This is a genomic window from Chitinophaga sp. (assembly GCF_039596155.1).
GTDB lineage: Bacteria > Bacteroidota > Bacteroidia > Chitinophagales > Chitinophagaceae > Chitinophaga.
Genome location: NZ_JBCNKF010000019.1, coordinates 119,194 through 141,251 on the forward strand (window position 1 = coordinate 119,194; position 22,058 = coordinate 141,251).

The window sequence follows — 22,058 nt, forward strand, 5'->3', positions numbered from 1 at the left end:
AAAAACAGCTATTTTGCAGCTGTTTCCTTTTACTTACTATGCAACATCCACCTACTGCCCGCAAGCTCTATGGGCTTGACCACCTTCGCGCATTTGCTATTACCTTCGTTTTCCTGTTCCATTACAACAGCTTCGGTCATCCGGCCTGGGTTCCAACCATCAGTAGCTTTGGCTGGACAGGTGTTGATCTCTTTTTCGTGCTTAGTGGCTTCCTCATTGCCGGCCAGCTCTTTGCCGAAGATCCCATCTCACTGAAAACGTTTTATACCAAAAGAGCCTTCCGCATCTTCCCCGCCTATTTCTTTATCGTAGCGTTGTACTTTTTATTCCCGTACCTACGGGAACGTGATACACCTGCACCTTTATGGAAATTTATCACCTTCACCCAAAACATCGGTCTTGACTTAAAAAACACCGGTGCCTTTTCCCATGCATGGTCCCTCTGTATCGAAGAACAGTTCTACCTGTTCCTTCCTATATTGATTATCTTTTTCAGAAATAACAGGTTAACTAAAATCGCGCCATGGTTTGTCGCCTCCCTTTTCCTCGCAGGTTTTGGTATTCGTTACTACTGCTGGAATCATTTTTATCTCCCTGCCACTACTGATAACTGGATGGTGTGGTACAAATGGATCTATTATCCCACCTTCTCCCGCCTCGATGGGTTACTGGTGGGTATCAGCCTGGCTGCTGTCAAAGAGAAACTATACAGGTACAGTACCCCGCTACTCATTGGAGGACTCTTCATACTGGCTGGTGCCTACATCCTGTGTGATGATGAAGATCTGTTCAATCAAAGCATTTATGGTTTCCCTCTGATCGCCATTGGTTATGGATGTATTGTAGCAGCGGCGGCAAGTCCAGACTGCTTCTTATATAAACATGGTAATCAGTTGACAGGTTCCCTGGCAGCGCTCTCTTATGCGCTGTATTTAAGCCACAAGATCGTCATCAATGTGACCCAGAAAATCATCTCACAATGGGGAGTTGACAAAGAGAGTACACTTATGTTTATCATTTGCGCAGTTAACTGCCTGGTTGCCGCATGGCTGATGAGGATGCTGATTGAAAAGCCGTTCCTTAAATGGAGAGAGAGGATACTTGCAAAATGAATATTTATGAACCGATATGTATGCTGTTATATACTTATCCTGTTATGGAGCTGTGCAGAAAAAAGGCCGGCTCCAAAGCAAATCATCACTCAACCCAAATCCCACCAAACCCTCCGGCAGGAATTGGTAGCTGTCACACATCTGCAAGCTTATGGCGACTTTGATGGGGATGGGCGGAAGGATACCGTGCGTTCACACCTGAAATTACGGGATGCTCTTCATGAACTAGATAGTGTACCCAAGTTAGACGATACAGTAAATGAAGATGCATTAGTCAGCTATTACGGGAATGTAGAAGCATATATCCTGCTATCCGGTCACCCTAAAGACACGCTTTTTATCGGCACAGGCTCCGGCCCTTTCTGCCTGTTTACTATTGGCGATACCGCTATTGTTTACTGCGAACAGGTTCCTGATTTTTCACTGTTAAATCATTTTGAAATTCAATACTATAGGAAAGGGACCTGGCGGCAATTAGCGCATGTTAAAATCAGGGAATCCGCTTTTTACACTGCCCATACAACTAAATCGGGCAAACCATTCACTGACATACCTGATTATCTGGAAAAACACGATGGTCAATGGGTGTATCGGGATATCTGTTCCAGAGATTCCTCTGATGCATGGTACCCCCTCAAACAATTACTTTATCCGCCCAAACGCGCACTGAACCATGCACGCCATTCAACAATACTCCCCTAATCCACCAAAGCATCCAAAAATGAAATAACCGCCTGCTGCTCCTCTTTACTCAACCCTAACGTATCAGTCGACAACGTCTGGTGCATCACCGGCGTTACGCCACCCTGGTTGTAAAAATCTATCACCTGCTGCATCGTTCTAAAGTTACCATGATGCATAAAAGGCGCCGTCGCCGCCGCATTCCTTACTGTAGGTGTTTTAAACGCCCCTTCATAAAAGGTGACGGGAAATACGGCAATCCTTCCCCTGTCTGTATCTGCTACCGGATGTTGCAGGTTGCTATCCCGCGGTACACCTAATATTTCAAATTCCGTCCGGTTAAACAACGGAGGTGTCAACCCATTGAACAAGGGTGCAAAATGACAACTGCCGCAACGGGCCTTGCCCATAAAAATGTTAAACCCATGCCGCTGCTGCGCCGTCATTGCCTTTCTATCTCCAGCTAAATAATGATCGAACGGGGAATTAAACGGTGTCAAGGTACGTATATAAGCCGCCAGTGCACGAATGATCTTCCCTTTCGGCAACTGCATCCGCGCTGCGATACTATCATCCGACCCACCCATTTCCGCCGGACTATGCAATACAACATCTATCTGCTCTTCCAGGCTCTTTGCACGACCATCCCAGAACTGCGCATACTGGTAAGTAGCATATAACAGTGAAGGGGTATTCCTTGGCAGGAAACCGCCCAACAGGGAAGCATTCTGCGGCATACCATCTGTAAAATGCCTATCCGGTAAATGACAGGTGGCACAGCTACGCTGCCTGTTTCCTGACAATCGCTTCTCAAAAAATAACTGGCGCCCCAAAGCAGTATCATACCCAATCTTCGGCGCACTGTTATCTCCATTACGCAATACATCCCCCAACCCATCTACCGTAATATCTGCTCCCTGTGTGAATGTCTCCTTTTTAAAAGGATCACGGGAGCCAAAAATCGCCGTTGTTTTCAATGCCCTCACTGTGTGTGTGGCCTCCTGGACAGACAGCATCCGCTGTACCGGCATCGCATAGTCAGTAATAAACGTCAGCCTGTCAAAACTGTTATAATCAGGATGCGCAGCCAGGTAGGTATATGCAGCCGACATTGCAGCCCAGATACTATCCACGCCTATTACATGCCGTAAAGCATCCATTGCCGCCGCTGCCTCCTCTATTCCACATTGCAGGGAGGGTGCATCATACCCCGTAATATACAGACTCTGGATCCGGATCAGTTCCAACTGCACACTTTCCATCACCTGGGCATCCGTGGCCTTAAAGTGATATAACAAAGCAGGCAGACCTGCCGCCGTTTCCGCGACAATGTCTGCCTGCTGCATCAATTCCTCTTTCGATGCATGACTATATAATAATGCTTCTATCTGCTGTAATCCCACCGGCTCTTCATATTCTATATAAGGCTCTTCCACCTCGTATTTTGCCGGTGTATTAAACACATACGCCTCACTTACAAAAAAGTATTCAAGGAAAAACGCGATGTGCTTATAAGCAATCCTGCATTCCTTCAATGCATGTTTTGCCTGCTCCACGGCCACCCGATCCTTTACATCGTATTTTGAGATCGCAGCCTGTAATGCTTTTGCCTTGTCAGCAAATATTACCTGCTGTTCTTTAAAATACCTGACCGTCTGCTCCGGGTATGCTGTCGGCGCTTCACCTACTATCCCCATACACAATAACAAACACATCCCGGTGAGCACCTTTATCTTCTTCATCGCGCTGTAATTGTAAAGGTATCTTTTATACAACCTTCCTTATCTTCTACTGTATATATCGTGGTGCCCTTTGCTGGCTTCACGGTGATGGACTTTGTAGAAGCCCCCTTCTCACTCCATTTATAGTTTCCCACGAATGAAGCCGTCAATGTCAGTGGCTGACCCGCCTTTGCCTTGATCTCATTGTGCTTATTCACTTCCTTCATCATCGTGAAATGATCACGGATCACACCATCTCCACAGATCCATTTCAGGTCCAGGCGATTGTTTTCAATTTCCAGCATTGTCGCGCCACCGTTCGTGTCGTTCGCATACTGCATGGCCTTGTGTGGATACGTCTTTTGCCTGCCACCCAGCTTACCAGCCGAACCACTTACCACATACACCGTTCCCGCGTTCAGCGAATCTTTCACATACGGGCAACTATTCTCACTGCCATCATACAACCCTGAGGAACGACTCAGGTTGTGTACCGCCGGATCAAATGAATCCATCATGCCATAGTGTCCCTTCATCAGGCGTGAACGCTCATAGTCATGGCTATGTCCACACAGGATCAGGTCTACGCCATTACGTTCCAGGATCCTGATAAAGTTCTCACGAATGCTGATCAGGTCCTCTGCTTCATCAGAATTATGTGATCCCATGGTATAAGGAGGATGATGCCAGTAAACAATTACCCACTGCCTGTTCTTATTGGCTGCCAGATCGCGCTTTACCCACTGTACCTGCGGTCCCAGTGTATCATACAATTTATACTGGTCTTCTTCCTTACCATAGCTATCCAGCGAAATGAAGTGTACATTACCGATATCAAAGGAAAAAAATGCTTTGTTATGAGAAGGAACACCCCCATCTTCTGCTTCGGTAGGCATGGAGAAGTTCTGGTAATAAGCAGTCTTGTGTGTACGTACCGCCACTTCTACTGCGCCAGGAAAATCATGGTCGTTGTAGTCATGGTTGCCCGGTGTAGGGTACATGGGATGTTGTTTTAACAGGTCATCCTTATAAATATTGAAGAACTTCGTCTGGAACTCCTGGTCAGTACCGCTGCCATAAGCATTGTCGCCCAGCAATATCCACGCATCCATATAGTTGTTGCCAAGGTATTTCAGCACCGATTGTTTTACATTCCGCTGGTTAGCAGAGTTATTCCCGCAATCGCCAAATGCACCAATCCTGATCAGGTTTTTACTGCCCACTTCGGGCAGTGTGTAGAAGTAGTTATTCGCATCTCCCTGCAGGGTATCGGCAAAGGTGCCTACCGTATAATAATAGCGCGTATGCGGCTGTAATCCGGTAATTCGCACGATGTGCTCCGTGGTAATCGTAGAATCATCCTGCAGCATATCCCATTTATTCACGGTAGTTCCAAAACGTACCCGGCTACGGGTCGCCACATTTGTACGCCAGCGGATTGTCATACCTGTGGGCGATCCCACTTGTAAGTAAGGCCCCCTGATCACGGTGATCGGATCTTCATCGCCATCACTGTTCTGCGCACGGACCGTTAAAAACGAAAAGAAAAATAAACAAAGTAGCAACCATCCCTGCTTCATCTTGCTATATGATTTTTTGTGATAATTTATCTGTGTAGTCCTTTTTTGCGTAAATAGGCCAGCAATTCTTCCGGTCTATCCGTCTGTATCACATTCACCTGTTTTTTCTGTAACAATGAATCAAACCCCTTCTCGCCCAGGTCATCATAGTCTCCCAGCGCGTTCATCCACACCCGCATATTTGCTTTCCTCACCACCTGCATCAGGCTATCTGTATAAAAATCATCATCTCCATGCAGGATAGGATAACGTCCCTGGCTCACCACGGCCATGGTCTCTGCAGCATTATGTACCCTCGGCATCACCGGTATATCCGGATCTATTGCACGTACAAGATCGGCATCTTTATAGTCATATACAAAGAATAACACCTGTTTTTCCATTCCCATCGCTTTTACGAGCTTACAGGTCGAAACCATGGCGCTACGGGTATCTGCCTTAAAGTCAATATCAATCATGATCCTGCCGCGTGCCATCTGCAATGCCTGTTGAAAGGAGGGAATCTTTTCCGTCGTCACCACACCTTCTCTTTTCAGGTGTACGGCCTGCAATGCAGAGAATGTCATCTCTGCCACTTTTCCATGCCCGTCTGTTTTCTTATCAATGCTTTCATCATGCATTAACACCAATACACCATCTTTGGTTTCCCTGACATCTATTTCTATAATGTCAATACCTTTCTCTATAGCCCGCTGAATAGCCGGCAGGGAATTCTCCGCGTACACCTCATGATCGGCACGGTGAGCCGCTACCAAAATATACTGGTGATGGTGATAGAAGTCCTTTATAATGGTGTCCACCGGCGCCATAAATAACAGTAAAAATAATAGCTTATTCATTACCTGGTCCCTTTTTGTATAAGATAATTGATCAATGCGCCCGGGTGATCTGTCTGCAGGCCCTGTACGGATGTATCCAGGGCCTTTTGCCAGCTGTCCGGCCCTTCATCCCTTGCCTGCACATCCAGCCAGACGGCCACATGCCTCGCTTTAAAAACAGCCAGCATGGCAGGGGTGTACTGACCAATATCCCCATCAACCACTGATACCGGGTACCTGTCAAGAAACGTATGCAGGTCTTTCACTTCCGCTGGTATACTCGTCATCAATGGCATCTTCGGTGCTACTTTGTGCCAGTCATCTACCTGTGCCAGGGTATTGCAGTATACAACGATATGTTTTTCCATTCCTGCCTTCCTGATTATCGGATACACCACTACCGGGTCTGCATCCTTAAAATCCAGGTAGATGTTGACCTTGCCCCTGCATAACTTCAGTACCTCGTCAAACGAAGGCACACTTTCATTCAGCTCCGTCAGCGGGCCATGACTAATATATAAACGTCCATCTTTAAACGTTCTCAGATCTACTTCCACATAATCTACTCCTTTCTCAATTGCACTTGAATAAGCCGCCAATGTATTCTCCGGTAAAACAGTGTGATCGCCTCTATGGGCGATCACGACATGTTTATGCTTTACAACTGGCAGCAATGCAATCAACAGCATTAAATAAAATTGCATAGCTATCTGTTTATCATTTTAAATACCACATCCTGGTTGTTATCTCATCCGCACCCTGCCTGGATACCGCTGCGTTATACTGGTCCAGGTTATAAGCCTGCTCTGTAGTAGGATACTTATACCTGGAAGGGATCTCTGAAATAGCCGCCAGCGGACCAGTTACGAATGCAGGATAACCTGTTCTCCTGTGATCGAACCATCCTTCTGGTCCCTTCAGGAAATTCGCCAGCCACTTCTGCGTGATCAGTTGCACCAATGTACCATTGTACTGCACGGCTGCCTGTGCCAGGTAAGTTGCCTTTGCTGTCGAAGAAATACCATATGCATCCAGCGATGCACTGATCCCCTTATTATACAATGAAGCCGCTGTTTCCCCACTCACGGTTACCTTACCTGCCTGTACCACTTCTGCCAGTATGAAACATTGTTCTGTATACGACATCATACTCGCCCGGAGCAACTTATTCTGGTTAGCGTAGAAGATGGCAGCCATCTTTGAGATATGCGTTTCGCCCCCGTTGTAATCATACGGAGAAGGAATGGCATTCGGTACACCTACATACTGATTAGGATCTACCGTGTAGCCCGTAGCACTGGATACAGGTGCAAACCAGATGGACAATCTTGGGTCATTCAGGCGCAGCAGGGTGTCTACGATCTCTTTAGACGGTTTGTACTTATCAATTTCTGTTGTCTTATTATTCAGGTTACCACCCGGCCAGCTGTCACTTGCATTCACGCCCAGGTATTTCAGTGCAGCATCATCACTATTGTCTGCGAACAAAGGATACCTGGAAGGATTGTTCAGCATATTCTGCATCTCGGTATAAGCAGTGGCAGATTGCTTAGACATCCGCAGTAACAGGCGCAGGTGCAGTGCATTGGCAAATTTCCGCCATTTCAGGGCTACACCTCCATACAGGATGTCGTAGGTAGCATCGATTGCCGCTGTAGTAGCAGCCAGCGTATCATTGGCGGCGGTAAGTGTGGCCATCAGTGAAGGATAGATATCCTTCTGCTGATCATATCTGGGATGTACTATACTACTATCTTTAGATAGTAAGGCCTCACTGTAAGGTATGTCTCCATATAGATCTGTAATATAAGCGAAGTTGAAAACCCTGATGATATCAGATATTGCAGTGTATTGCAACATTCCCCTGGCAGCGGCCAGGTCATGAAAGGTTTTATTGGTGGTCAGGGCACCGAAATACCCATCCCAGTTATTTCCCGACCAGCCAAACAGGTCATCACCTTCATTGCGCACCTTCGTAATATACCGGGCTGCTTCGGCAGGCTTATCCAGGAATGCATCATCCTGGTAAGGATATGCTGTAGCTACCAGTGATGTAGACAACAGGTATTGCGGATTGACTGTAGTCGCCGTATTGGGATCTGTGTTGATATCCGAAAAGTTCTTCGTACACGCACTTAACAGGAAAAGCACTCCAATGGCATATATCTTTTTCATATAATCGTCGTATGAATATTAAAAATTAAGGCCCAGTTTCACACCATAAGAACGGGTGTATGGCAGTGACCAGCTACTTGTACCTGGCGTAATGCTACCACCTTTGATGGTCATCGCTGTTTCAGGATCATACCCGCTGCCTGCTGCTGACCAGCTGAACAGGTTGCGGGCTATCAGTGACACACTCAGGTTGGAGATAGGGAGTCTGCCCGTCTGCTCCTTGCTGAACAGGTAGGTCAGGCTCACTTCACGCAGCTTTACATAGGTAGCACTGAAAGTATTGCGGCTATGCATTTTCCAATAGTAATCACCGTAGTAACTTTCAGGGTCTGTAATGTTGGTATTCTTCACATAGTTGCCATTCCCATTGTCGATATATCCATCTTCAATCATACCATCTGTACGATCGCTGGTACCATCGTTCCAGGCAAGGCCACCATGGGCCAGGTCACGGCCTCTCAGTGTATTTTTTGTACGACCATCCGACAGCAGGTTCATAAACATATAAGAGAAGAACTTACCACCCTGCCGATAATCGATCAGTGTATTCAGGGTGAAGTGACCATAGCTGAATGTATTGGTAATACCCAGTGAAAAGTCAGGATTGTAATTGCCGATCTTCACAAGATTAGTAGCATTCTGGCTATGACCCGTTTCATCCAGCAGTTCCTGTCCTTTGTAAGGTCCGTCAGGTACTGTCTTCCAGGTACCACCATACATGTCGCCCAGTGATTCCCCTTCGCGCACCTGGTATTGCACCCCTTCTGCAGTACCCTGCAGGTAAGACGTAATACCATCTGCCAGTGTAATCACTTTGTTCCTGTTGCGGGTGAAGTTGGCACCAATATCCCAGATGAATTTGCCTGAAACAGGTGTACCATGTACAGCTACTTCCCAACCCCTGTTACGGATTTCACCGGCATTGATGATACGTGCACTATAGCCGCTGGCCATCGTGGTCGGGATCTGGATGATCTGGTTACGGCTGTCCGTTGTATACCAGGTCGCTTCGATACCCAGCCTGTTGTTAAAGAATTTGAGATCCGTACCTACTTCATAAGAAGTGGCGATCTCCGGCTTCAGGTTGTTGTTCTTCAGTGTAGTACTGAAAGTCGCCATCTTTACATCTCCCCAGTCAGGTGAGCTGAAGGTAAAGCTGTTGTACAGGCTGTAAGGATCAGTGTCTCTACCCACCTTTGACCAGTTTACTCTTACTTTGGCGTAAGACAATGCACCGTGTTCAATCTTCAGCATGTCAGAAAGGATCAGGCTCAAAGAGGCAGACGGATAGAAGTAGGAGTTGTGGTTAGCAGGCAACGCGCTGGACCAGTCATTTCTAGCACTCAGATCCAGGAATGCATAGCTCTTGTAAGACAGTTCGCCCATCGCATACAAACTGTTGATGCGCTTGGTGGCCTTATAAGATGCATTGGTGATGGTACCTGCAGCCGCATTGGAGATGTTGTATACGGACGGCATTACCAGTTTGCTGGCGGACTGTGACTGCGAGTTAGAACGCTGATCCATGCGGTTACCACCTACGCTTACGAAAAATGCAAAATCGTGTTGAAGACTTTTCTTATACGTGAGCAGGAAGTCTGTATTTTGTTCGCTGCCAAAAAGAGTACCGATATAATAACCACCATTAGGATTCTTAACGGCACTTACCGCACGTTTGCTTTCGTCGGTTTCAGTATACCAGTCGAGACCTGTACGCCCCATTAATGTAAGTCCTTTCGCGAGTTCCATGGTCAACTGAACGTTGCCCGTTACGTGGTGACGGTTGTAGGCATTCGTGAGCTGGTAAGCTACGAAGTAAGGATTATCTGTACTCCCCTGGTCCTGAGAAAACTGCTGCAATCCTTCCTGCCCTTTCTGCCAGTAGTCTTTCAGCAGTTCGGAGTTAATATTCGCCGGCATGGTATACAGGATATAACTGGAACTACCCCTGTTGAACGTAGGCCGGTTATTACTGTTATTGTTGGTGTAAGCGATATTGGTCGTCACCTTGATCTTCGGATTCAGATCGTACCCTGCTGCCAGGTTGATGTTATTCCGCTGCAGACCTGTGTTAGGCGTGATGCCTTTATTCTGCAGGTTGGTATAAGAGAGCCGGAAGTTACTGCCCGTCACCGCAACGTTGCTGGTATAGGTAGAACCGGTTTCATAAAAATCCTTTACCCTGTTAGGATAAGCAATCCAGTCCGTCGCAACCAGGTTACCGTTTTCATCGGTAGGACTATTCCACTGGATATGCTTGGAGCCATCGTTCAGCTTAGGTCCCCATGATGCAGTAGAAAGTGTATTGGAAGGATCTACAGAACCGGTCGCATCGCCGGCACCATATTCACTCTGGAAGTCGGGGAACTGCCACGCTTTATCATAGAGAGCGCTGAAGTTCGCGCTCACATTTAAACCTTTTTTATTCTTGCCATTGCCTGTTTTGGTAGTGATGAGGATCACACCATTTGCCGCACGGCTGCCGTATAATGCTGCAGCACTGGCACCTTTCAGTACAGTTACGCTGGCGATATCATCGGGACTTACATCGGAGATCGGGCTGCCATAGTCAACCGTTACCTGGCCTACCGGTGTATTGGGACTCCTGTTAGCCGAGGCGACAGGCACCCCGTCTACGACAAACAGTGGCTGGTTGTTGTTAGCAATAGAACTGGCGCCACGAATAGTGATTAACACAGAACTACCCGGATCAGAGCTGGCAGCACGAATGTCAACACCTGCTACCTTACCGGAAAGACTGTTCACCACATTCACATCTTTTACGGTGTTGAGTTTAGAGCCATCCATAGTAGCGATAGAGTAACCCAGTGCTTTCTCCTCACGTTTGATACCTAAGGCAGTCACGACTACGGCAGAGAGGTCTTTCACATCGGGCAGCAGCTGTACGTTCAGCATGTTGCTATTACCGGTTTTCACGGTTTTGTTGGTGAAACCAACAGCGTGAATAACCAGGGTGGTAGCGCCATCAACTTCTATAGAATAGTGGCCCTGATCGTCTGCCACCACCATTTTCTTTGTAGCCTGATCGGTGATGAGTGCGCCTGGTACAGGTTCACCTTTGTCGTTGGTAACGGTACCATTGATCACCTTGTGGTCATCACCGGTGATGGTGATGGTATGGGCAGCCGTGATCCGCTGAATAGCATAATCTGTATGGCCCAGTTTCACGATGGTGAGGCCCAGTGGCTGCAGGGCTTGTGCGACCTTGTTTACATTGAAAGTACCCTGCTGCGGGAACTGTTCAAGGTACACATATTTGTTGGCCACAGTGGCGTCATTGTAGTTAAAGTTCACATGAAAAATGTCTTCCATTTTCTGGAGTGCTGCAATCAGCGAGACCTTTTCACTCACATAGTTATAGGCGATGGGAGCAGTATGAGCCCTAACCTGCCAGACTTCCAGCAATAGGAGGACAGTCAGGACAACGTACCTGTTCAATTTGCGTTTCATAAAAAATTAATGCGCTTTCTGTTTACGAAGTGATAATAGCTTATTCGAATACAATCGTATGATTAGCCTGGACTGATAGCTGGTCATTGTACACTGACCTGATAGCAGCCAGGAGAATGTCTGTATTATCTAAAGGACAGGAGCCGGAAAAGCGTTCATTTTTTAACTTGTTGCTTTTCCACTGTACATGAAAACCGTAATTTTCTTCCAGTAAGGCTGCTACTTTATAAAGTGGCGTATTTTTAAAGATGAGTCGACCGCTCTTCCAGGAGGTATAAGACTCCGGGGTGATGCGTTCCATTTTTTTATGGACGGCGTCGAGGCGGATCATCTCGCCGGGAGCCATGTCGATACTTCCTGCAGTAGCCGCCCAACCGGCGCCTGTTACATGGACCTTACCGGATTCCAGCAATACTTCAATCTGCTGATGACGGTTGTAGATGTTGAAGGCTGTACCTAACACGGCTACGTCCATCCCCCCTGTGTGCACTTTCAGGTCATGGTGTTCACCACTGAAGTAGGCCTCCCCGTCGATCCATACATCATGTCCTTTATATTGGAGGGTGCTGTTGGCATTCAGTACGACACTGGAACCATCCGGCAATTGTATGGTCTTAGTCATAGCGATGCCGGTATGGATAGTGGTTCGTTTATTATAAAAGTAGAAACCTGTAGTTATAAGGAATAACAGTGATGCGGCAACGGCTGTCCAGCGATACAACGAGATACGGCGGCGTCGTCCGAGGGCCGTATCAAATCTCTCCTGCATTTCGGACAGGTCTGCAGTGGTGGGACCGTTTTCATTTGCTTTCAATACAGAAAGTAAAAGGAGTGCGGTATCTATATCGCCACGACTATCCGGGTGGGCAGCTAACCATTGTTCCCAGTATACACGGGCCTCATCGTCAGATTGATTGGCCCATGCCCTGAAACTGAGATTTGTCATCAGTTCCGCTACTGTATATTGTTCTTGGTCCATTGTTATAAGTAAGAGGCAGGAAGTGATGCAAAAACCCTCAGCTGCTATTTAAACAAATTGTTAAGCGTAGTTAGTGTTATGCATGGATCACATCTGCTATTTCCTTTTCATTTAATAAGAGGCAGGAAGTGATGCAAATACCCTCAGCCGCTATTTAAACAAATTGTTAAGCGTAGTTAGTGTTATGCATGGATCACATCTGCTATTTCCCTTTCACTTAATAAGAGGCAGGAAGTGATACAAATACCCTCAGCTGCTATTTAAACAAATTGTTAAGCGTGTTATGTATAGATCACATCTGCTATTTCTCTTTCACTTAATAAGAGGCAGGAAGTGATGCAAATACCCTCAGCCGCTATTTAAACAAATTGTTAAGCGTGTTATGCATGGATCACGTCTGCTATTTCCCTTTCACTTAATAAGAGGCAGGAAGTGATGCAAATACCCTCAGCCGCTATTTAAACAAATTGTTAAGCGTAGTTAGTCTTATACATGGATGACATCCACTATTTCCTTTTCATATAATAAGTGGTACGAAGTACTCTAAATACCTTCAGGCGCCGGTTGACAAAATTATCAAGTGCATTATTTATGGTATTTGATAACATGCTGCTCCATTCATTAACAAAAGGTAGGAACATGCTCAATGCCGATTTAACGAAATTGAACACCCTCAATCCCCAATTAACGAAATTGTCAAGTGCATTCCTGCTAGTGTCTGATCTCCTTTTCAACAACAGGAAACCACTCGTGCATAAAACACCTGCAGCAATTCCAAACCTTTAAAGATTACAATAATTCGGTGAGTTGTTTATTACGTGTGATCACCTCGCGCATTTCATCCAGCGCTCGGTAGATAAGGGTCCTGGCATACTTTACTTCTTTCATAGACATAATCTCAGCGATACTTTCATAACCGATGTCTTCAAAGAAATAGAGATAAATGGCTTCCCGCTGACGATTACTCAGCCCATTAATTACATGTTGTACAACCTGTTTGCGATGATGCAATTCCTGTTGCTGGATGATGGGATGATCGGCGGAGAGATCGAGGTAAAAGCCGTAGCTTTCCTCGTTGCCCAGGTCTTCTGTGGAACGGGCTTTCTGTTGACTGATAGCGCGCAACAGTTTACGACGTACTGCAATCATCAAATAGCTCTTCAGATGCTGTACATGATTACGCTGGGAACGGCTGGTAAACAGGTCAATAAAAAAATCCTGTAATACATCTTTGATCAGGCCCTTGTCGTCAGTGAACCTGTTACAGTATTTGTATAGGATAGGGAACCAATAAGCCCACACCCTGTCGAATGCCCGCTTATCCCCTTTGCAAAACTGTTCCCAAAGTAGTATATCATCGTTTTGTCCCACTGCCATACGACTTGAGTAGGTGCAAAGCTATTCTAATATGGAGTTGTAGCATATTAACTTTTTGTTAACCGTGTTTATTCAGTAATTTCGCCGATCAAACCCAACCATTTAACCTGGATGCCATCGTTAAAGAATATTCTGCTGTACCTGGTACTATTTGTATCAACGCCTGCTATTGCCCAGAAAACGGGTAAGATCTACGGGCAATTGGCAGATACCGTTACTCATCTCACACTGAAAGACGCTTATATCACGATCCTGAAAGGCACCACGGTGCAGAAATCAGTCTTCTCCAATGCAACGGGTGGATTTAGTTGTGACAATTTACCTTATGGCGATTACAACGTACATATATCCTTTCAGGGATTAGCACCTGTTCAGAAAGCTGTTTCTCTCGATGCGCAGCATGCGTCGCTGAACATGGACACGATTTATATGTTCCTGTCCGCGAAAACGCTGGATACTATTGTTGTAGCCGAACCGCCGATGGTCATCAAAAAAGATACGTTGGAGTTCAATGCCAGCCGTTTTCCGACTAAACCTTATGCAGCATTGTCGTCGCTGGTGAAACTATTACCCGGTATACAGATTAATAACGATGGTACGATGAAGGTGAATGGGATCACCATCGATCAACTGACGGTAGACGGAGAGCCGTTCTTTACCGGCGACAAAGAGATGGCATTGACGCACCTGCCTGCGGAAATTGTCAAGAAGATCCAGGTATACGCTACAGACCCGGAGAATAAAAATATCAACGGCCCCAGGACATTGAACATCGTATTACAGGCAAATAAACGAAAAGGCACCTTCGGGAAAGGCAGCGCAGGTGTAGGCACTGCACAAACCTATACGTTATCAGGAGACGTGAACCGGATGAATAGCGGGCAACAATATTCTATACTGGGTGACCTGGGAAATGTGGAACGGGAAAGAATGGGGATGGATGCCATGCCTGCCATGAACAGCGGTAAACAACGGCTGATCAATGGTGGAGCGAACTATAGGGATAGCAGGAACAAGCAGGTTGGATTTTCAGGCAATGTGCTCACGACCAATATGCATAATGAGAACGCAAGCCGCACACATGTATTGAATATTTACCCCAATGACTCTTCCACTATCCAGGACCGCAATTCAGGAGGTGTGATGAATAATTACAGTCACCAGTTCAACGGAAATCTGAATATAGGCAAAGGTAGCAAGTCTACTTTTGTGATGAGCCCGAGTTTCGGAATTAACAAGTCGGAAAATATCTCTACACAACAGTCGTCACAGCAGCTTGAAAAAACAGGGGTGCAGACTTACCAGTCAACAGGTACCAATAGCAGTAATAATACCGGGACGTCATTGGGTACCAGTATGCATTATTCACACGGTTTCAAACGGACCGGAGAAAGACTGATGGCGATGATGAACGTGATGAACAATAATAACGAGTCTGTGTCAACGAGTAATACGGAGACAAAGTATACGACTTACAGTAATGAAATTCATCAGCAGAATAAGAGTAATAACCAGTCTCTGAATGTAAATACGCACGCCAGCTATAGTCTGCCGTTGACAAGTAAGTTTAGTCTGCAGGTACAGGGAGGATATACATTGAGCAAGGATAATAATAAATACCGGACCCTGAAGTTCAATGAAGCCACCGGGCATTTTGACAAGCTGGATACGACACAGAGCAATACGTTTGGAAGTACTTATCATGCCGGGTCCCTGAAAGGAAGCATTACCAGAACGATGGGTAAATTTGGTGTAATGGCAGGCGCAGGCATAGAAAGTGATTGGTTGCACGGAGAGAATAAAACCAATCATACGAGTTTATCAAAACGGTATATCAATGTGCTGCCTCAGTTTTCGTTTACTTATAGCCCTGCCGTCAGCAATTCCCTGCAGCTAACCTATAGCGGGCAACCTAACCAGGTGATGATTCAGCAGCTGCAGCCTGTGACTCAAACGACGGATTCACTGTTTATACAGGAGGGAAATCCTAACCTGCAACAACCTTATACACATAGTCTGAACGCCACTTACATAAGAATGAAAGACATGAAGATGTTGTCCTTTGCAGTGATGGGTAGTTTTGTTTCACACAGTATCGGGTCCGCAACTACCCTGCTGAGTAATGGCGCCAGTGTAAGTAAACCCGTAAACCTGGAGGGGCAGGAAAATATCGGGGTGATGGTGAATTATGCGATACCGGCAGGGAGTGGTAAGTCGGGTTTTAATATTTCCGGCAACGTTAATTATTCAAAGAACCCGGTGTTGAGCAATAACGTGAGGAATGATAGCCGCGCTTTGTATTGCAATGGCAGCTTCACCTGGAACTATCAAGATAAAAATGGGCTGGATATGATGTTCGGTGTATCACCCGGGTATAATTTCATGTCAACAAGTGTTGGATTAAACACCTCTTTCTTCAGTACAGGTCTCACAGGAAAGGCAGATTATTCATGGAAGGACTGGGAAGGTGGGCTGTCGATGTATTATAATTACAACAGCAGTCTGCCGGCTAATTACCAGCCGGATTTCCCATATTTGTCGCCTTCCGTGCGGTATCGCTTTTTGAAAAAGAAAGCAGGGCAGTTGAGTATCTCAGTGAAGGATCTGTTGAATCAGCAGTCAGGTGCGAGCAGGATGGTAGGGCCGTCGAGTGTGACGGATACCTGGACGCAAATGAGGGGACGATATGCATTGCTTTCATTTACATACAATATTAGTCAGTTCGGTGGAGCGAAGACAGCAGCAGCAATGCCAGCGGCATTTTAGATGAATGGTGGGGATGATTAAATTTTCACATATTACAACCTGATCTTAAGTCCCATTTTGTTTTTCATTGTCAGCAGTGCTTCCGCATTCCCTTTCGCATCTGCTACCGGGTGATGGGTGTGTTCCGTCACACGCAGATGTTTGAAGTTTTTAAACATATCCTTCTCCATTCCTTTAAACAGGCTGCCCAAATTCTGTGAGCTGTGTCCAAAGGGATTGACGCCAATAAAGTGATGGAAGTACCATGCAATGAACATACTATCAAACCCATTGTTGTCACTGATCAGGATAGGGCGATCTTTGCCACAGACAGTTTCAATCCACGTTTTGAATGCAGTCATGACACTTTTCGGATCATTGAATGCTTTTGTTTCTTCCCTGCTAAAACCAGATACTGCGAGCGCTTCAGGGATGTAGTTCTCAGAGATGGGGGCTAACTGACCGTAAAAGGTCTGGTCTAAATTTTCTTTTACGAGAACGGCACCAAAAGAAATCATGGAAAAATCTCCGGGTATAGGGCCATCGCTCTCGATGTCTACCATAATGTAAGGCATGGGGTTACCATTTAATTTTACTAAAATCTGCGCAAGATACGGCAAAATGTGTAAACACCCAAAGGGAGGCGCGGCTTAAATTGCGATATGACCAGATGCCTGACCTTCCTGCAGTTGTTTTTTTCTACTTTTTCAATCACGCAGATCCTCTTGCCACAATGCCTGCTGGCCCAGCATACCGGGGCGGTGATGTTGTCTAAAGCACAGTTTAAAACTGGCGACAGTGCGGTATGGGCGTCGGCCACTTATGATGACCGTTCATGGAATCATGTGGAGGCAGGCAAGGTATGGCAGGAACAGGGGTATCCTGATTATCATGGTTATGCATGGTACAGGTTTCACGTGCGTTTACAGAAAACCGGGCATTGGAAAGATAGTTTGCGGATCTTCCTGGCACATGTAAATGATGTGGACGCAACATACTTAAATGGTGTATTGATTGGAAAGACGGGGAGGATGCCGGAAGACCCCGGGGGCTACGTAACGAAGTGGCCGAACACCCGGTCTTATCACCTGGCGGCCAATCACCCGGCCATCAGGTGGGGGCAGGAAAATGTAATAGCAGTAAGAGTATATGACGGTGGGGGAACGGGCGGTATTTTCATGGGACAGCCATTTGTTGATATGCTGGAAAAAGTGGATGGCGTGCATGTCAGTTTAGGACACCTTAAAAACAATTTCGGCGTACGTATAGACGGTACATTTAGCTATGAGATAACAGATGAGGGCAAGCCTATAAAGCAGGCAGCGAATGTGTATAGCCTGGCACCTTTTGAAGACAAGGCATTCACGTATGATGTGCCACAGAAAGATGGGATCATATTCAAATATACCTTTAAAGAAACAGGCACGGGGTTGAAGACTTCCGGGCAGATCATCGTACCTTATATACAAACGCCGGCGGCAGGTGTTTATCCTAAGATTAACAATGCCCCCGTGATAGGCGCCCGCCCGGGACATCCTGTTTTATTCAGGATAGCAGCTACGGGTGAGGCACCGTTATCTTACCAGGTAACCGGGTTGCCGGCGGGCCTGGTGCAGGAAGGCAATATTATAAAAGGGAACATCGCTGCCAAAGGCAATTATTATATCGATATACAGGTCTCCAATGCGCATGGTCGCACTACCAAAAACATATTGATCAAAGTAGACACCCTTTTACAATTAACGCCTCCTATGGGATGGAATAGCTGGAACTGCTGGGGCGTAAATATCAGCGAGGATAAAGTAAAGCAGGCGGCACAGGCATTAATAGACAAAGGGCTGGCGGATCATGGATGGAGTTATATCAATATAGACGATGGCTGGCAGGCAGCAGCGAGGAACGCAGATGGTCATTTACCGCCGAATGCGCATTTCTCTGATATGAAAGCACTGGGTGACTGGCTGCATCGTCAGGGTTTGAAATATGGGATCTACTCCTCTCCTGGGCCGTTGACCTGCGGTGGATTTGTAGGTGCTTACCAGCATGAAGCAGCCGATGCGCAGGCATATGGTGCATGGGGCGTGGACTACTTAAAATATGACTGGTGTAGTTATGTACAAACAGATACCTCATTGGCCGCCTACATCTATCCGTTCAAAGTGATGCACGAGGCGCTGGCACAGCAGCCGCGGGATATCGTATACAACCTATGCCAGTATGGAATGAAACGGGTGTGGGAATGGGGCGCCACTGTAGGGGCACAAAGCTGGCGTACGACAGAGGATATTGAAGACACCTGGGAAAGTTTATACAATATCGGGTTTTCGCAGGGGCCATTGGCCACTTATGCGGGACCGGGCAGGTGGAATGATCCGGATATGATGATAGTGGGCCAGGTGGGTTGGGGTGAAAGTCTGCATCCTTCCAGATTAACACCAGACGAACAGTATACGCATGTCAGCTTGTGGAGCCTGTTGTCGGCCCCCTTGCTGATTGGTTGCGATATGAGTAAGCTGGATAGTTTCACGTTAAATTTATTGACAAATGATGAAGTGATCGCCATCGATCAGGATACATTAGGGAAACAGGCAGTAAGAGTGAATGAGCAGGTGTGGGTGAAGGAGTTGGCAGATGGCAGTAAGGCCATTGGGATATTTAACCTGGATACGGTGTATCAGGATATATCAATTCCTCTCAAAGAAACGGTATTGATACGGAATGTATGGAGGCAGCAGGATGAAGGTGTTTTTAAAGGAACCTATCATGCAAAAATACCACCCCATGGCGTAAGGCTTATAAAAGCCACGCCAGTGCTCTCCGCCAGGATCGCAGTCAGCGACAAGGAAGTAGGCAGTGCCATTCCATCTACATTACATGGGATCTTTTTTGAAGAGATCAGTCATGCAGGAGAAGGTGGATTGTATGGAGAAATGATCCAGAACAGGGGATTTGAAGAAAGCCGTATACCAGCAGGCACGCGGTTGGTAAATGGTATGCTGGAGGTGCCGCCGACCGAATGGAAAATGGAGTGGCCATATAAGAGTGATTGGCCTGCATGGTCGGTGAGGCGCTTAGAGTCAGGTGCGGCAAAAAAGGTGGGTGCGAGGACTGTAGTTTCCGCAGCTATTGATGATACTGTGTTGGTTGCTGATGCTGCCAATACTGCTGGTTCCATACCTGTTACCGGCATTGCCGCTTTAACAACCGATCACCCATTGTCTGCTGCTACGCCCCATTCATTACAATTAAAGGCGCCTGCTGTATTGATCAACAATGGTTTCTGGGGAATCGCAGTAAAAGCCGGTGAGTCTTACCAGTTATCCTTTTATTTAAGGGGCTACAAAGGAGCAGTGACCGCCGCACTGAAAGCGGGGAACCAACTGATAGCTGCCCACAATTTTGATATAGCGGGTGGTGCTGACTGGAAAAAATACGAATGTACGTTCATCCCCACTACCTCTTCTGACACCGCAAAATTTGTATTGGAATTTGGTTCAAAAGGCACCGCCTATGTAGACTTTGTCTCATTATTCCCGGCGCATACCTTTCATAACAGGCCGAATGGTTTACGCAATGATATCGCAACGCTGATAGACAGTCTCCATCCTTCATTTGTAAGATGGCCGGGGGGCTGTTTTGTAGAAGGCATCACGATTGAAAGTGCGCCTAACTGGAAAAACACAATAGGCAAACTAGAAGATCGCCCTGGCACTTTCAGTCCATGGGGATATTGGAGCAGCGATGGATTTGGCTATCATGAATACCTGCAGTTCTGCGAAGACATTCATGCAGATGCATTGTTTGTATTTAACGCAGGCACTTCCTGTGAATATCGCAGTGGGACATCCGTTCCTGATGCACAACTCACACCCTACATCCAGGATGCGCTGGATGCCATCGAATATGCTACCGGACCAGTGACCTCCAAATGGGGGGCGGTACGTGCAGCAAATGGACACCCCGCACCGTTCCCATTGAAATATGTAGAGGTAGGCAATGAACAGCATGGACCGGTATATGCCCGTCGCTACAATCTCTTCTATGATGCGATACATGCTAAATATCCGGATATCATTATCCTGGCCAGCATGGGGATCGGAGATGTGAACAGGCATACACTCGACAGTATGAAACATGTGCAGCGGGTAGATGAACATGCTTACAAAGATGCATACTGGAGCATGCGCAATTTCGATCATTTTGATAAATATAAACGTGGTGACTGGGATATGTATGTGGGCGAATATGCGACGAATGCAGGCGTAGGCACAGGTAATATGCAGGCCGCGGTAAGTGATGCCATTTACGTGTTGAGCATGGAGAAGAATGCAGATCTTGTCAGGATGTCTTCTTACGCGCCCTTACTGGTTAATGAACATGATGTAGACTGGCCGGTGAATTTGATACATTTTGATGCAGCGAAGAGTTATGCACGGATCTCCTATTATGCGATTAAACTACTGGCGGATAATAGAGCAGACTTCAATGTACCTGCTACAGTACATATTACGGCAGATAATGAGCGGCCACTTTTCTCAGGTGGTATTGGATTAGGTACCTGGGATACAGAAGCGGAATTTAAAGATATCAAAGTAAACGGGCAGGCCTTTTCGTCTGCAGACTGGACTTTCCCGCGAGGTACCTGGAAGGTATCAGACACTTCAATCGCGCAGACGGCAGAGGGTGCACAGCAACTGGCCATGTTGAAAGGACATACCTTCGACACCTATACATTGACATTGAAGGCGCGTAAAACGGGCGGTGTGAATGCATTCATGATCCCGTTTGCGGTGCTGGACAGCAATACGTATTTGCGTGCACATATTGGTTCGTACTGGAATAGTCATTGTGTGTTTGAAAGTGTGACGAATGGATATGATGTAGCGGGTATAACGGATCAAAAGAGCCTGCATCCGTTAGAAACCGGTCGCTGGTATGATGTGAAATTAGTAGTGGGCAGGGATACGGTGAAATGCTTCTTGAACGATACGCTGATCATGAGCTATATCCCTCCGCAGAAGTTTTATAGCATAGCCGGGAAGGCAAAGAATGGGGATATTATTGTAAAGGCGGTGAATGGCTATGGGACGGCAGTACTGGCAGATCTTAAGCTGGCGACAGGCGGAAAGCATTCGTTAACTATTAGTACGATTTCGGGAGATGCGACGGCAGAAAATAGTATGGAGGCGCCGGTGCAGTATGTACCATCGGTGGTGATGGGGGATGCATTGCAGGTGCTGTTGAAGCCGAATTCGGTGAATGTGATCAGGATAAAGGAGCTTTAGCAGGTGGGCTGGTTTTTCTTTGTAAGAAAAACCAGCTTGTAATAAATCGGGTTTGGATATGCTGTACATACATGCTTATCAAGCATTGTATACCTTCCGGGGTGCTCTTTTGAA

13 protein-coding genes are annotated in these 22,058 nt (G+C 46.5%); 4 read left to right on the plus strand and 9 right to left on the minus strand.

Features of this window, described 5'->3' with window-relative positions; translation table 11 throughout:
- Nucleotides 1-38: 38 nt before the first annotated feature.
- Together ABDW33_RS18910 and ABDW33_RS18915 are read left to right on the plus strand one after the other, a co-directional pair.
- Nucleotides 39-1,112: an acyltransferase gene (locus ABDW33_RS18910; protein WP_343691650.1), complete on the plus strand. Its 1,074-nt coding sequence runs from the start codon at nt 39-41 to the stop codon at nt 1,110-1,112.
- A gap of 6 nt (nt 1,113-1,118) precedes the next feature.
- Entirely contained in the window at nt 1,119-1,814 is a 696-nt protein-coding gene (locus tag ABDW33_RS18915; protein ID WP_343691651.1) for a hypothetical protein, read from the plus strand.
- On the opposite strand, the gene ABDW33_RS18920 is transcribed toward ABDW33_RS18915, so the two are convergent.
- The 8 genes from ABDW33_RS18920 to ABDW33_RS18955 form a co-directional block, all read right to left on the minus strand.
- Complete coding sequence (locus ABDW33_RS18920) at nt 1,811-3,535, minus strand: cytochrome c peroxidase (protein ID WP_343691652.1); 1,725 nt, start codon at nt 3,533-3,535, stop codon at nt 1,811-1,813. The genes ABDW33_RS18915 and ABDW33_RS18920 overlap by 4 nt on opposite strands.
- Nucleotides 3,532-5,094, minus strand: a complete 1,563-nt coding sequence (locus tag ABDW33_RS18925; protein WP_343691653.1) for a metallophosphoesterase family protein — start codon at nt 5,092-5,094, stop codon at nt 3,532-3,534. The genes ABDW33_RS18920 and ABDW33_RS18925 overlap by 4 nt, the downstream gene beginning before the upstream one ends.
- 26 nt (nt 5,095-5,120) lie before the next feature.
- Nucleotides 5,121-5,933: a glycerophosphodiester phosphodiesterase family protein gene (locus ABDW33_RS18930; RefSeq protein WP_343691654.1), complete on the minus strand. Its 813-nt coding sequence runs from the start codon at nt 5,931-5,933 to the stop codon at nt 5,121-5,123.
- Entirely contained in the window at nt 5,933-6,616 is a 684-nt protein-coding gene (locus ABDW33_RS18935; protein WP_343691655.1) for a glycerophosphodiester phosphodiesterase family protein, read from the minus strand. The genes ABDW33_RS18930 and ABDW33_RS18935 overlap by 1 nt, the downstream gene beginning before the upstream one ends.
- A gap of 13 nt (nt 6,617-6,629) precedes the next feature.
- On the minus strand, nt 6,630-8,087 hold the full coding sequence (locus tag ABDW33_RS18940) for a SusD/RagB family nutrient-binding outer membrane lipoprotein (RefSeq protein ID WP_343691656.1): 1,458 nt from the start codon (nt 8,085-8,087) through the stop codon (nt 6,630-6,632).
- A gap of 18 nt (nt 8,088-8,105) precedes the next feature.
- Nucleotides 8,106-11,558, minus strand: a complete 3,453-nt coding sequence (locus ABDW33_RS18945) for a SusC/RagA family TonB-linked outer membrane protein (protein ID WP_343691657.1) — start codon at nt 11,556-11,558, stop codon at nt 8,106-8,108.
- Between the two features lie 40 nt (nt 11,559-11,598).
- Nucleotides 11,599-12,537 carry a FecR domain-containing protein gene (locus ABDW33_RS18950; RefSeq protein ID WP_343691658.1) on the minus strand — a complete coding sequence of 313 codons (939 nt, stop codon included), beginning with the start codon at nt 12,535-12,537 and terminating at the stop codon, nt 11,599-11,601.
- Between the two features lie 789 nt (nt 12,538-13,326).
- Nucleotides 13,327-13,914 (minus strand): sigma-70 family RNA polymerase sigma factor, encoded by a 588-nt coding sequence (locus tag ABDW33_RS18955; protein WP_343691659.1) that lies wholly within the window; start codon nt 13,912-13,914, stop codon nt 13,327-13,329.
- A 111-nt stretch (nt 13,915-14,025) separates the two neighbouring features.
- Here ABDW33_RS18955 and ABDW33_RS18960 point away from each other — a divergent pair, with 111 nt between their 5' ends.
- Nucleotides 14,026-16,680 (plus strand): TonB-dependent receptor, encoded by a 2,655-nt coding sequence (locus tag ABDW33_RS18960; protein WP_343691660.1) that lies wholly within the window; start codon nt 14,026-14,028, stop codon nt 16,678-16,680.
- A 32-nt stretch (nt 16,681-16,712) separates the two neighbouring features.
- Here the strand turns inward: ABDW33_RS18960 and ABDW33_RS18965 are convergent, their stop codons facing one another.
- The gene (locus ABDW33_RS18965; protein WP_343691661.1) at nt 16,713-17,234 is read right to left on the minus strand and encodes an exonuclease domain-containing protein; all 522 of its coding nucleotides are present in this window, start codon (nt 17,232-17,234) and stop codon (nt 16,713-16,715) included.
- 87 nt (nt 17,235-17,321) lie between these two features.
- Here ABDW33_RS18965 and ABDW33_RS18970 point away from each other — a divergent pair, with 87 nt between their 5' ends.
- Nucleotides 17,322-21,944 carry an alpha-L-arabinofuranosidase C-terminal domain-containing protein gene (locus ABDW33_RS18970; RefSeq protein ID WP_343691662.1) on the plus strand — a complete coding sequence of 1,541 codons (4,623 nt, stop codon included), beginning with the start codon at nt 17,322-17,324 and terminating at the stop codon, nt 21,942-21,944.
- Nucleotides 21,945-22,058: the final 114 nt, after the last annotated feature.

Bases quoted from the DNA above. Each gene is read 5' to 3' on its own strand.
- ABDW33_RS18945 (WP_343691657.1), bottom strand. From the start codon at position 11,558: ATGAAACGCAAATTGAACAGGTACGTTGTCCTGACTGTCCTCCTATTG.
- ABDW33_RS18940 (WP_343691656.1), bottom strand. From the start codon at position 8,087: ATGAAAAAGATATATGCCATTGGAGTGCTTTTCCTGTTAAGTGCGTGT.
- ABDW33_RS18915 (WP_343691651.1), top strand. From the start codon at position 1,119: ATGAACCGATATGTATGCTGTTATATACTTATCCTGTTATGGAGCTGT.
- ABDW33_RS18910 (WP_343691650.1), top strand. From the start codon at position 39: ATGCAACATCCACCTACTGCCCGCAAGCTCTATGGGCTTGACCACCTT.
- ABDW33_RS18935 (WP_343691655.1), bottom strand. From the start codon at position 6,616: ATGCAATTTTATTTAATGCTGTTGATTGCATTGCTGCCAGTTGTAAAG.
- ABDW33_RS18965 (WP_343691661.1), bottom strand. From the start codon at position 17,234: ATGCCTTACATTATGGTAGACATCGAGAGCGATGGCCCTATACCCGGA.
- ABDW33_RS18955 (WP_343691659.1), bottom strand. From the start codon at position 13,914: ATGGCAGTGGGACAAAACGATGATATACTACTTTGGGAACAGTTTTGC.
- ABDW33_RS18950 (WP_343691658.1), bottom strand. From the start codon at position 12,537: ATGGACCAAGAACAATATACAGTAGCGGAACTGATGACAAATCTCAGT.
- ABDW33_RS18960 (WP_343691660.1), top strand. From the start codon at position 14,026: ATGCCATCGTTAAAGAATATTCTGCTGTACCTGGTACTATTTGTATCA.
- ABDW33_RS18970 (WP_343691662.1), top strand. From the start codon at position 17,322: ATGACCAGATGCCTGACCTTCCTGCAGTTGTTTTTTTCTACTTTTTCA.
- ABDW33_RS18930 (WP_343691654.1), bottom strand. From the start codon at position 5,933: ATGAATAAGCTATTATTTTTACTGTTATTTATGGCGCCGGTGGACACC.
- ABDW33_RS18925 (WP_343691653.1), bottom strand. From the start codon at position 5,094: ATGAAGCAGGGATGGTTGCTACTTTGTTTATTTTTCTTTTCGTTTTTA.
- ABDW33_RS18920 (WP_343691652.1), bottom strand. From the start codon at position 3,535: ATGAAGAAGATAAAGGTGCTCACCGGGATGTGTTTGTTATTGTGTATG.